Here is an 11,581-nt window from a genome sequence, read left to right as displayed (position 1 = left end):
CATTCGCCTGGCATAGTCCGCTCTCCGGAGCCGGGGGCGGCACCGGCCCCTACGGCGAGGAGCCCGGTTCGGGGTGTCCGTACCGGGCTCCTGCACGCGCTGCCGCCGGGGCGGTCAGCGGCCGTTGAACGCGTCCTTCAGACGGCTGAACAGACCCTGCTGGCCCGGCGCGAACTGGCCCATGGGCCGCTCCTCGCCGCGCAGCTTCGCGAGCTGGCGCAGCAGCTCCTCCTGCTGGGCGTCCAGCTTGCCGGGGGTGGTGACCTCGACGTGGACGATCAGGTCGCCTCGGCCGCCGCCGCGCAGGTGCGTGACGCCGCGCCCGTGCAGCGGGATGGCCTGGCCGGACTGGGTGCCGGGCCGGACGTCGATCTCCTCCATGCCGTCCAGCGTCTCCAGCGGGCACTTGGTGCCCAGGGCCGCGGCCGTCATGGGGATGGTGACCGTGCAGTGCAGGTCGTCCCCGCGCCGCTGGAAGGTCGGGTGCGGCAGCTCGTGGATCTCCACGTACAGGTCGCCGGCGGGGCCGCCGCCGGGGCCGACCTCGCCCTCGCCCGCGAGCTGGATCCGGGTGCCGTTCTCGACACCGGCCGGGATCTTGACCGTCAGGCTGCGGCGGGAGCGGACCCGGCCGTCGCCCGCGCACTCGTGGCACGGGGTCGGGACCACGGTGCCGAAGCCCTGGCACTGCGGGCAGGGGCGCGAGGTCATGACCTGGCCCAGGAAGGACCGGGTGACCTGCGAGACCTCACCGCGGCCGCGGCACATGTCACAGGTCTGCGCGGACGTGCCGGGGGCGGCGCCCTCGCCGGAGCAGGTGCCGCAGACCACGGCGGTGTCGACCTGGATGTCCTTGGTCGTGCCGAAGGCGGCCTCGTCCAGCTCCAGGTCCAGGCGGATCATGGCGTCCTGGCCGCGGCGGGTCCGCGAGCGCGGTCCGCGCTGCGAGGACTGGCCGAAGAAGGCGTCCATGATGTCGGAGAAGTTGCCGAAGCCACCCGCTCCGAAGCCGCCCGCGCCGCCACCGCCGCCCGAGGAGGACAGCGGGTCGCCGCCGAGGTCGTAGACCTGCTTCTTCTGCGGGTCGGAGAGGACCTCGTAGGCCGCGTTGATCTCCTTGAAGCGCTCCTGCGTCTTCGGGTCCGGGTTCACGTCCGGGTGGAGTTCACGCGCGAGGCGGCGGAAGGCCTTCTTGATCTCGTCCTGCGATGCGTCGCGGCGCACGCCGAGTACGGCGTAGTAGTCCGTGGCCACTTACGACTCCGCCAGGATCTGTCCGACGTAACGTGCCACTGCGCGTACCGCTCCCATCGTTCCGGGGTAGTCCATGCGGGTCGGTCCGACCACGCCGAGTTTGGCGACTGCCTCGCCGCCCGAACCGTAGCCGACGGAGACGACCGACGTGGAGTTGAGTCCCTCGTAGGCGTTCTCGTGCCCGATCCGTACGGCCATCCCCGACTCCCCGGCCTCGCCCAGCAGCTTGAGGAGCACCACGTGCTCCTCCAGCGCTTCGAGCACCGGCCTGATCGTCAGGGGAAAATCATGTCCGAAGCGCGTGAGGTTGGCGGTGCCGCCGATCATCAGCCGCTCCTCCGCCTCCTCGGCCAGGGTTTCGAGAAGGGTCGCGAGCACCGCCTTGACGGTCGCCCGGTCGTCGATCTCGAACGACTCCGGAAGGTCCTGCACCAGGTTCGGGACGTCGGTGAAGCGACGTCCGACGACCCGGCTGTTGAGCCGCGCCCGCAGATCGGCGAGGGAGTTCTCGCCGAAGGGGGTCTGGGTGTCGACCATGCGCTGCTCGACCCGCCCGGTGTCGGTGATCAGGACGAGCATCAGCCGGGCCGGGGCCAGCGACAGCAGCTCGACGTGCCGGACGGTGGAGCGGCTCAGCGACGGGTACTGGACGACGGCGACCTGGCGGGTCAGCTGCGCGAGCAGCCGTACCGTGCGGCCGACGACGTCGTCGAGGTCCACGGCCCCGTCGAGGAAGTTCTGGATGGCGCGGCGCTCGGGCGTCGACAGCGGCTTGACGCCGGCCAGCCTGTCGACGAAGAGGCGGTAGCCCTTGTCGGTGGGGATCCGGCCGGCGCTGGTGTGGGGCTGGGCGATGTAGCCCTCCTCCTCCAGCACGGCCATGTCGTTGCGCACGGTGGCCGGTGAGACGCCCAGCTTGTGCCGCTCGGTGAGGGCCTTGGAGCCGACGGGCTCCTCCGTCCCGACGTAGTCCTGGACGATGGCGCGCAGCACCTCGAGTCTGCGTTCACTGAGCATCGCGCACACCTCCTGATGCGGTCGGTCGTCGGGCGGTCCTGGTCGGGCGGTCCCGGTCGGACCGTCCTGCGGCGGTGATCGGCTGGCACTCTGCTCGCCCGAGTGCCAGAGACCCCCCGGTCAGTGTACGGCCGGGCAGTACGGCGCAGGCAAGGGCGGCCCGCCAGGTAGCGTCGCGGCATGGAGACGCGATGGGAAGAGGCGGGCTGGGAACGGCTGACCGGGCGGGCGGGGCGGCGACGGCTCCCGGTGTGGGACTGCACGGTGGGGCTGGTGGTGGGGGACGACTCGGTACTCCTGATCGACCCCGGGTCGAGCGTCCGGGAGGGGGCAGGGATCCGCGCCGAGGCGGAGCGGCTGACCGGCCGGCACGTGACCCATATCGCATTCACCCACGGACATTTCGACCACGTACTGGGCGGTTCCGCCTTCGCGGGTGCCCAGGTCTACGGCGCGGTCGGCCTGGACCGGCTGCTGGCGACGCCCCGGGGCCGCGAGGAGCTCCGCTGCAGTGCGGTGGCCCACGGCCTGGCGCAGGACGCGGCCGCCGAGGCCTGCGGCCTGCTCAAGGCGCCGGAGCACCTGGTGTCGGGCGAGTGGACGCTGGAGCTGGGCGGCGTTCAGGTGCTGCTGGCCAACGTGGGGCCCGCGCACTCCCAGCACGACCTGGCGGTCTTCGTGCCGGGCGAGCGGGAGACGGTGTTCTGCGGGGACCTGGTCGAGGAGTCCGGGGAGCCGCAGGCCGGCTCGGACGCGGTGCCGGGCCAGTGGCCAGCCGCCCTGGACCGGCTGCTGTCGCTGGGCGGGGAGGACGCGCTGTACGTACCGGGGCACGGAGCGGTGGTGGACGCGGACTTCGTGCGTGCGCAACGCGACACACTGGCGGACCGGTTCGGCGTGTCGCGGGCGTGAGCGCGGCGGCGCTCCTAGTGTCGGCCGGATGCGTGAGTACTCCCCCGACCTGACCCCGCAGTGGAAGCGCCCCAAGGCCGTGCCGGAGGTGCCGGCCGACCCCGACCTGGTGGTCGAGGTGGCGGGTACGGACTTCTGCGGCGCGGTGGTGGCGTGCGAGGCGGGCACGGTGACCCTGGAGGACCGGTTCGGCAAGCGGCGGGTGTTCCCGCTGGAGCCGCGGGGCTTCCTGCTGGACGGGGCGGTGGTGACGCTGACCCGCCCCTCGCGGGCTCCGGCCGCGCCGGCCCGTACGGCCTCGGGCTCCCTCGCCGTCCCGGGGGCGCGGGCCCGGGTGGCGCGGGCGGGGCGGATCTACGTGGAGGGACGGCACGACGCCGAGCTGGTCGAGCGGGTCTGGGGCGACGATCTGCGGATCGAGGGCGTGGTGGTGGAGTACCTGGAGGGGATCGACGACCTCGCGGCGGTGGTGGCGGAGTTCGCCCCGGATCCGGACGCCCGTCTCGGGGTCCTGGTGGACCATCTGGTGCCGGGTTCGAAGGAGTCCCGGATCGCGGCCTCGGTGACCTCGCCGGACGTGCTGGTGGTGGGCCACCCGTACGTGGACGTCTGGCAGGCGGTGAAGCCGTCGGCGCTGGGCATCCCGGCGTGGCCGGAGGTCCCGCGCGGCCAGGACTGGAAGACGGGCGTCTGCCGGTCCCTGGGCTGGCCGCAGAACACGGGGGCCGCCTGGCAGCACATCCTGTCCCGCGTGACGTCTTACAGGGACCTGGAGCCGACGCTGCTGGGACGGGTGGAGGAGCTGATCGACTTCGTCACGGACAGCGGCGGGGCCTGACTCCTTGGAAGGTGCCGGACTCGCTCGTGTCCAGCTCGATGCCGAGCAGTTCCAGCGGCAGCGGCTCTCCGAACTTCGAGACCCGTTGCGAACGGGTGGTCGGCGCCGTCTCCCTTGCCGACGGGGACGGTCAGCAGGACGCATCGCCCGACGACCGGGTCCACGATCAGGCGACCGGGCACCCGGCCCGCGGGCATTCACCCCACCGGGTGATCAGTCCACCAGGTCCCGCACCACCGCGTCCGCCAGGAGCCGCCCCCGCAGGGTCAGGACCGCGCGCCCGGCCTCGTACGGGGCCGCCTCCAGGAGGCCGTCGGCCAGGGCGCGGCGGGAGGCCGCCAGGCCCGCCGGGGCCAGCAGGGACAGCGGGACGCCGTCGACGAGGCGGAGCTCCAGCAGGATCCGCTCCACCCGCCGGTCCTCCTCCGAGAGGAGCTCGCGCCCCGCGCCCGGGGAGCGTCCCTCCGCCAGGGCGGCGGCGTAGGCGCCGGGGTGCTTGACGTTCCACCAGCGGACCCCGCCCACGTGCGAGTGGGCTCCGGGGCCGGCGCCCCACCAGTCGGCCCCGCGCCAGTACAGCTCGTTGTGCAGGCAGCGGCCGGCTTCGGAGGTGGCCCAGTTCGACACCTCGTACCAGGAGTACCCCGCCCGCTCCATGACCTCGTCGGCGATCAGGTACCGGTCGGCGTGGACGTCGTCGTCGGTCATCGGGACCTCGCCGCGGCGGATCCGGCGGGCCAGCTGGGTGCCCTCCTCGACGATCAGGGCGTAGGCGCTGATGTGGTCGGGCCCGGCCCCGAGCGCGGCCTCCAGGGAAGCCCGCCAGTCGTCGTCGGACTCGCCCGGGGTGCCGTAGATCAGGTCGAGGTTGACGTGCTCGAAGCCCGCCGCACGGGCCTCCGCCACGCAGGCCTCGGGGCGGCCGGGGGTGTGGGTGCGGTCGAGGACCTTCAGGACGTGCTGCCTGGCGCTCTGCATGCCGAAGGAGATCCGGTTGAACCCGCCCGCGCGCAGCTCGGCCAGGTAGGCGGGGTCCACGGACTCGGGGTTGGCCTCGGTGGTGATCTCGGCGTCCTCGGCCAGGCCGAACTCGTCGCGGATCGCCGCGAGCATGCGGACGAGGTCCCGGGCGGGCAGCAGCGTGGGCGTGCCGCCGCCGACGAAGACGGTCCGCACGGCGCGCGGGTCGTCCCCGAGCACCTTGCGGGCCAGGCGGACCTCGTCGATCAGGGTGTCGGCGTAGTTCTCGCGGGAGGCGAGGACGCCGCCGGTGCCGCGCAGCTCGGTCGCGGTGTAGGTGTTGAAGTCGCAGTACCCGCAGCGCGTGGCGCAGTACGGGACATGGAGGTAGAACCCCAGCGGCCGCCGCCCGGCGCCCGCCAGGGCATGCGACGGCAGCGAGCCGTCTTCGGGCATGGGTTCACCGTCGGGCAGTGCGGAAGGCATGGGCCCATTGTCCCGCACCGCCCCATGGTCGTTTACGCCCTCGTCTACGCCTCGCGGGACCCGGCGTACATCTCGTCGATGAGGTGCTTGAACTCGCGCTCGACGACCGGGCGCTTCAGCTTGAGGCTGGGCGTGAGGTCGCCGTGCTCGACGTCGAGGTCGCGCGGGAGGATCCGGAACTTCTTGATCGTCTGCCAGCGCTGGAGGTTCTCGTTGAGGGTCTGGACGTAGGTCTCGACCAGGCGGTCGGTCTCGGGGGCGGCCAGGACCTCTGCGTACGTCCTGCCCTCCAGGCCGTTCTCGGCGGCCCAGCCGAGGATGGCGGGCTCGTCGAGGGCGACCAGGGCGGAGCAGAAGTTCCGGTCGGCGCCGTGGACGACGATGGTGGAGACGTACGGGCAGATCGCCTTGAACTGGCCCTCGATCTCGGCCGGGGCGACGTACTTGCCGCCCGAGGTCTTGATCAGGTCCTTCTTGCGGTCGGTGATGCGCAGGTAGCCGTCCGGGGAGAGCTCGCCGATGTCGCCGGTGTGCAGCCAGCCGTCGCTCTCCAGGACCTCGTCGGTCTTGTCGGGCTGGCAGTGGTAGCCCTGCATGATGCCGGGGCCGCGCAGCAGGACCTCGCCGTCGTCGGCGATGCGGACCTCGGTGCCGGGCAGGGGCTTGCCGACGGTGCCGGTGCGGTAGGCCTCGCCCGGGTTGACGAAGGAGGCGGCGCTGGACTCCGTCAGGCCGTAGCCCTCCAGGATGTGGATGCCGGCGCCGGAGAAGAAGTAGCCGATCTCGGGGGCCAGCGCGGAGGCGCCGGAGACGGCGGCGCGCAGTTTGCCGCCGAAGGCCTCGCGGAGCTTGGAGTAGACGAGCGCGTCGGCGACCTTGTGCCGGGTGGAGAGGCCGAAGGGGGCGGTGGCCCGGCCGGTGCGGCGGTAGTTGTCCTGGGTGACCTTGGCGTACTCGCGGGCGACGCCGGCCGCCCACTGGAAGATCTTGTACTTGGCGCCGCCGCCGGCCCGGGCCTTGGCGGCCACGCCGTTGTAGACCTTCTCGAAGATGCGGGGGACGGCCGCCATGTAGGTCGGCTGGACGACCGGCAGGTTCTCGATGATCTTGTCGATGCGGCCGTCGACGGCGGTGACGTGCCCGACCTCGATCTGGCCCGAGGTGAGGACCTTGCCGAAGACGTGCGCGAGCGGCAGCCACAGGTACTGCACGTCATCGCTGTGGATCATCCCGGTGGCGACGGTGGCCTTGGCCATGTACGACCAGTTGTCGTGCGGGAGGCGGACGCCCTTGGGGCGGCCGGTGGTGCCCGAGGTGTAGATGAGCGTGGCGAGCTGGTCGGCGGTGATGGCCGCGATCCGGTCCTTGACGGCCGCCGGGTGCTGCTCCAGGTACTCCTTGCCGCGTGCCTCCAGGTCGGCGAGGGAGAGCACCCAGCCCTCCGGGTCGCCCTCGGCGGCGACGGCGTCGGCGGCCTCGACGACGACCACGTGGGCGAGGTCGGGGAGGTCGGCGCGGCACTCGCGGGCCTTGGCCAGCTGGGCGGCGTCCTCGGCGATCAGCACCCGGCTCTCGGAGTCCGAGAGGATGAACGCGGACTCCTCCGCGTTGGTGCTGGGGTAGATGGTGGTGACGGCGCCGCCGGCGCACATCACGCCCAGGTCGGCGAGGATCCACTCGACGCGGGTGTTGGAGGCGAGGGCGACGCGCTCCTCGGGGTGCAGGCCGAGGGCGATCAGGCCGGCCGCGATGGCGAAGACCCGGTCGGCGGCCTGACCCCAGCTGAGCGACTTCCAGTCGTCGGGGCCGCCCTCGGGGCGGGCCGAGGGCACGGGGTAGCGGTAGGCCTCCCCGTTCGGCGTGGCGGCGACGCGGTCAAGGAAGAGGGCCGCCACGGTGGGCGGGCGGTTCTCGATCAAGGTCTGTGTGTCGCTCACGACATCCTCCGGACCGGGTCCACGCGGACAGGGCGTGGGCGTGGGGCGCTTGGGGCTGGCGGGTGCAGCCGCCGGGTACGCGACCGCAGTGCTTCGTTACCGGCCGGTTAACTGGCCGGTAACCGTCGGGCTTTGATCAGGGTAGAGGTCGCCCGGCCGGTGCGTAAGGGCCCCCGAGCGGCCGCTTCATAACGAAAAGGGCCCCCATGCGTGTGCATGTGGGCCCCTTCGCGCGACATGGGACGGCGCGGCTACTTCTTCTTGCCGCTGGACTCGTCGCTGGAGAGGACGGCGATGAAGGCCTCCTGCGGCACCTCCACGGAGCCGACCATCTTCATGCGCTTCTTGCCCTCCTTCTGCTTCTCCAGCAGCTTCCGCTTACGGGAGATGTCACCGCCGTAGCACTTGGCGAGGACGTCCTTGCGGATCGCGCGGATGGTCTCGCGGGCGATGACGCGGGAGCCGACGGCCGCCTGGATCGGCACCTCGAAGGCCTGCCGCGGGATGAGCTCGCGCAGCTTGGCGACCAGGCGCACGCCGTAGGCGTAGGCGGCGTCCTTGTGGCAGACGGCGGAGAAGGCGTCGACCTTGTCGCCGTGCAGCAGGATGTCCACCTTGACCAGGCTGGAGGCCTGCTCGCCGGTGGGCTCGTAGTCCAGGGAGGCGTAGCCGCGCGTCTTGGACTTCAGCTGGTCGAAGAAGTCGAAGACGATCTCCGCGAGCGGGAGCGTGTAGCGGATCTCGACGCGGTCCTCGGAGAGGTAGTCCATGCCGAGCAGGGTGCCGCGGCGGGTCTGGCAGAGCTCCATGATCGCGCCGATGAACTCGGTGGGCGCGAGGACCGTGGCCCGGACGACCGGCTCGAAGACGTCCTTGATCTTGCCTTCGGGGAACTCGCTCGGGTTGGTGACGGTGACTTCCTTGCCGTCCTCCAGCACCACCCGGTAGACCACGTTGGGCGCGGTGGCGATCAGGTCGAGGCCGAACTCGCGCTCCAGGCGCTCGCGGACCACGTCCAGGTGGAGCAGGCCGAGGAAGCCCACGCGGAAGCCGAAGCCGAGTGCCGCCGAGGTCTCCGGCTCGTAGACGAGCGCGGCGTCGTTGAGCTGGAGCTTGTCCAGAGCCTCGCGCAGCTCCGGGTAGTCCGAGCCGTCGAGCGGGTACAGGCCCGAGAAGACCATCGGCTTCGGGTCCTTGTAGCCGCCGAGGGACTCGGTGGCGCCGCCGACCTGCTGGGTGATGGTGTCGCCGACCTTGGACTGGCGGACGTCCTTCACGCCGGTGATCAGGTAGCCCACCTCGCCGACGGACAGGCCGTCGGCCGGCAGCATCTCGGGCGAGTTGGTGCCGATCTCCAGCAGCTCGTGCGTGGCGCCGGTGGACATCATCCGGATGCGCTCGCGCTTGTTGAGCGTGCCGTCGACGACACGCACGTAGGTGACGACGCCCCGGTACGAGTCGTAGACCGAGTCGAAGATCATCGCGCGGGCGGGGGCGTCCTTGACACCGACCGGGGCCGGGACGGTGTCGACGACGCGGTTGAGCAGGGCGTCGACGCCGAGGCCGGTCTTCGCCGAGACGCGCAGGACGTCGTCGGGGTCGCAGCCGACCAGGTTCGCGAGCTCCTCGGCGAACTTCTCCGGCTGGGCGGCCGGCAGGTCGATCTTGTTCAGGACCGGGACGATCGCGAGGTCGTTCTCCATCGCCAGGTACAGGTTGGCGAGGGTCTGGGCCTCGATGCCCTGGGCGGCGTCCACCAGGAGGATCGTGCCCTCGCACGCCGCGAGGGAGCGCGAGACCTCGTAGGTGAAGTCGACGTGCCCGGGGGTGTCGATCATGTTCAGGATGTGCGTGGTCCCCTGGCCCTCGCCCTCGGTGGGGGCCCACGGCAGACGGACCGCCTGGGACTTGATCGTGATGCCGCGCTCACGCTCGATGTCCATGCGGTCGAGGTACTGGGCGCGCATCTGCCGCTGGTCGACGACACCGGTGAGCTGGAGCATCCGGTCGGCGAGGGTCGACTTGCCGTGGTCGATGTGCGCGATGATGCAGAAATTGCGGATCAGCGCCGGGTCGGTACGGCTCGGCTCGGGCACGTGGCTGGGGATGGCGGGCACGCAGTGTCCTGATTCTCGGGTCGCTGTCGGATCTGCTGTCGAACGGTACGCAGGGTCCCATGGTCCCATGGACCGGGCGATGCGCTCGGTTTGGGCCGGTCGGAGCGCGCCTGGTAGCCTGGGTGGCTGTGTCTCGCATGCCCTCTCGGTTGGGGGTACCTCCCAGCGGTAGCTGGGGGAGAGACACATCCGGAAAAATACTCTGAACCTGAAAAGGCTCTTTCGTGGCGAACATCAAGTCCCAGATCAAGCGGAACAAGACCAACGAGAAGGCCCGCCTTCGCAACAAGTCGGTCAAGTCCGAGCTGCGCACCTTCATCCGCAAGGCCAACGAGGCCATCCTCGCCGGCGACGCTGAGAAGGCCACCGCTGCGGCCCGCCTGGCTTCCAAGAAGCTGGACAAGGCCGTCTCGAAGGGTGTCATCCACAAGAACGCCGCCGCCAACAAGAAGTCGGCGCTGGCCTCCAAGGTTGCCGCCATCTGAGTTCCGCACTCGATGTGAACGCCGGGACGGACCCAGCGGGCCCTCTCATCCGCTCCTGACCGGCACCCCGCGCCGCACGCGGCCTGCGTTCGCCACGCGGGTGCGGCGCACACAGCAGTGACCGAAGGCCCCGGCCTCCGCCCTTCCCCAGGGCGGCAGCCGGGGCCTTCGCGTGTCTGCCGTCCGCCCGCCCGGGAGGGGCCGGCAGGACCTCGGCGAGGCCCCTGCGGCACTCCCCGAGCCCTCTCTCCCCGAGCCCCGAGCGCCTCAGCGGCGCTGCGGCCTGGCGGCCCGGGCCACCGCCACGACGGCCTTCTCCAGCGCGTACCCGGGGTCGTCCCCGCCGCCCTTGACGCCCGCGTCGGCCAGGGCGACGGCGCGCAGCGCCTCCGAGACCCCGTCCGCCGACCAGCCGCGCATCTGCTGCCGGACCCGGTCGATCTTCCACGGGGGCATCCCGAGGTCCCGGGCGAGGTCTCCGGGACGCGCTCCGCGCGGGGCGGAGGCCAGCTTGCCGATCGCCCGGACGGCCTGCGCCAGCGCGCTGGTGATCAGCACCGGCGCCACCCCGGTGGCCAGGGACCAGCGCAGGGCCTCCAGGGCCTCCGCCGCCCGCCCCTCCACCGCCCGGTCGGCCACGGTGAAGCTGGAGGCCTCGGCCCGGCCGGTGTAGTAGCGGCCCACCACGGCCTCGTCGATGGTGCCCTCGACGTCCGCGCACAGCTGCGCCGCCGCGCTCGCCAGCTCCCGCAGGTCACCGCCGATCGCGTCGACCAGGTTCTGGCAGGCCTCGGGGGTGGCCGAACGCCCCAGCGCCCGGAACTCCCCCCGGACGAAGGAGAGCCGGTCCGCGGCCTTCGTCATCTTCGGGCAGGCGATCTCCCGGGCCCCCGCCTTACGGGCGGCGTCGACCACGGCCTTGCCCTTCACCCCGCCCGCGTGGAGGAGGACGAGCGCGATCTCCTCGTACGGGGCGGCGAGGTAGGCCTTGACCTCCTTCACCGTGTCCGCGCCCAGGTCCTGCGCGTTGCGCACGATCAGGACCTTGCGCTCGGAGAAGAGCGACGGGCTCGTCAGCTCCGCCAGGGTGCCCGGCTGGAGCTGGTCGGAGGTGAGGTCCCGCACGTCCGTGTCGGCGTCGGCCGCGCGGGCGGCCTTCACCACGTCCCGGACGACGCGGTCGAGCAGCAGGTCCTCCTGCCCCACCGCGAGGGTGATCGGGGCGAGAGGATCGTCGGTGGGGTTCTTCCTGGTGGCCATCGGCTCCAGCATCCCACGCCGCACTGACAGCGCCCGGCCCCCGGTGCCCGAGAATGGTCCGGTGAACCTGCGACATGTACTGGTCCTGCCCGACCGCGACGCCGCCGAGGAGGTGGCCCAGGAGGCCGTCGACCGCTTCGGACTCCCCGAGGAGCCCCAGCTGGTGCGCGACGCCCTGGCCGGCGAGGACGACGCCGAGGACGCCCAGTGGCTGGTGGTCGTCGAGGACCCGCAGGAGCGCCTCGACACCGCCGTACTGGACGAGCTCGCCGCTGCGTACGAGGGCTGGCTGGAGGCCCCCTGAGCCGGACGGCG

General features: G+C 71.9%; 10 protein-coding genes. 4 read left to right on the top strand and 6 right to left on the bottom strand.

The window, feature by feature from the left end; translation table 11 throughout:
- Positions 1-114: 114 nt before the first annotated feature.
- Positions 115-1,254 (bottom strand): molecular chaperone DnaJ, encoded by a 1,140-nt coding sequence (dnaJ, locus tag ACFY15_RS21570; protein WP_390689062.1) that lies wholly within the window; start codon positions 1,252-1,254, stop codon positions 115-117.
- On the bottom strand, positions 1,255-2,271 hold the full coding sequence (hrcA, locus tag ACFY15_RS21565) for a heat-inducible transcriptional repressor HrcA (RefSeq protein WP_390689061.1): 1,017 nt from the start codon (positions 2,269-2,271) through the stop codon (positions 1,255-1,257).
- A 180-nt stretch (positions 2,272-2,451) separates the two neighbouring features.
- Between hrcA and ACFY15_RS21560 the strand changes: the two genes are divergently transcribed.
- Positions 2,452-3,183, top strand: a complete 732-nt coding sequence (locus tag ACFY15_RS21560; RefSeq protein WP_390689060.1) for an MBL fold metallo-hydrolase — start codon at positions 2,452-2,454, stop codon at positions 3,181-3,183.
- Positions 3,184-3,211: 28 nt separating this feature from the next.
- Positions 3,212-4,021 (top strand): DUF3097 domain-containing protein, encoded by an 810-nt coding sequence (locus ACFY15_RS21555; RefSeq protein ID WP_390689059.1) that lies wholly within the window; start codon positions 3,212-3,214, stop codon positions 4,019-4,021.
- Positions 4,022-4,234: 213 nt separating this feature from the next.
- On the opposite strand, the gene hemW is transcribed toward ACFY15_RS21555, so the two are convergent.
- The 3 genes from hemW to lepA form a co-directional block, all read right to left on the bottom strand.
- Positions 4,235-5,467, bottom strand: coding sequence for a radical SAM family heme chaperone HemW (gene hemW, locus ACFY15_RS21550; RefSeq protein WP_390689058.1), 1,233 nt, complete (start codon positions 5,465-5,467; stop codon positions 4,235-4,237).
- Positions 5,468-5,511: 44 nt separating this feature from the next.
- Positions 5,512-7,404: an AMP-dependent synthetase/ligase gene (locus tag ACFY15_RS21545; RefSeq protein ID WP_390825944.1), complete on the bottom strand. Its 1,893-nt coding sequence runs from the start codon at positions 7,402-7,404 to the stop codon at positions 5,512-5,514.
- 251 nt (positions 7,405-7,655) lie between these two features.
- Positions 7,656-9,521: a translation elongation factor 4 gene (gene lepA / locus ACFY15_RS21540; RefSeq protein WP_366453052.1), complete on the bottom strand. Its 1,866-nt coding sequence runs from the start codon at positions 9,519-9,521 to the stop codon at positions 7,656-7,658.
- Between the two features lie 224 nt (positions 9,522-9,745).
- On the opposite strand from lepA, the gene rpsT reads away from it, so the two are divergent.
- Positions 9,746-10,006, top strand: a complete 261-nt coding sequence (gene rpsT, locus ACFY15_RS21535; RefSeq protein ID WP_030030523.1) for a 30S ribosomal protein S20 — start codon at positions 9,746-9,748, stop codon at positions 10,004-10,006.
- A 267-nt stretch (positions 10,007-10,273) separates the two neighbouring features.
- On the opposite strand, the gene holA is transcribed toward rpsT, so the two are convergent.
- The gene (gene holA, locus ACFY15_RS21530) at positions 10,274-11,266 is read right to left on the bottom strand and encodes a DNA polymerase III subunit delta (RefSeq protein WP_390825943.1); all 993 of its coding nucleotides are present in this window, start codon (positions 11,264-11,266) and stop codon (positions 10,274-10,276) included.
- Between the two features lie 61 nt (positions 11,267-11,327).
- Here holA and ACFY15_RS21525 point away from each other — a divergent pair, with 61 nt between their 5' ends.
- The gene (locus ACFY15_RS21525) at positions 11,328-11,570 is read left to right on the top strand and encodes a hypothetical protein (protein ID WP_366453050.1); all 243 of its coding nucleotides are present in this window, start codon (positions 11,328-11,330) and stop codon (positions 11,568-11,570) included.
- The last annotated feature ends 11 nt before the right edge of the window (positions 11,571-11,581 follow it).

Origin of the sequence: Streptomyces sp. NPDC001373, assembly GCF_042895815.1 — a bacterium.
Lineage (GTDB): Bacteria > Actinomycetota > Actinomycetes > Streptomycetales > Streptomycetaceae > Streptomyces.
Note: the sequence above shows the minus strand (reverse complement) of the source record. Positions and strands in the feature narration are given on the sequence as shown.

Bases quoted from the DNA above. Each gene is read 5' to 3' on its own strand.
- hrcA (WP_390689061.1), bottom strand. From the start codon at position 2,271: ATGCTCAGTGAACGCAGACTCGAGGTGCTGCGCGCCATCGTCCAGGAC.
- ACFY15_RS21560 (WP_390689060.1), top strand. From the start codon at position 2,452: ATGGAGACGCGATGGGAAGAGGCGGGCTGGGAACGGCTGACCGGGCGG.
- ACFY15_RS21555 (WP_390689059.1), top strand. From the start codon at position 3,212: ATGCGTGAGTACTCCCCCGACCTGACCCCGCAGTGGAAGCGCCCCAAG.
- hemW (WP_390689058.1), bottom strand. From the start codon at position 5,467: ATGCCTTCCGCACTGCCCGACGGTGAACCCATGCCCGAAGACGGCTCG.
- holA (WP_390825943.1), bottom strand. From the start codon at position 11,266: ATGGCCACCAGGAAGAACCCCACCGACGATCCTCTCGCCCCGATCACC.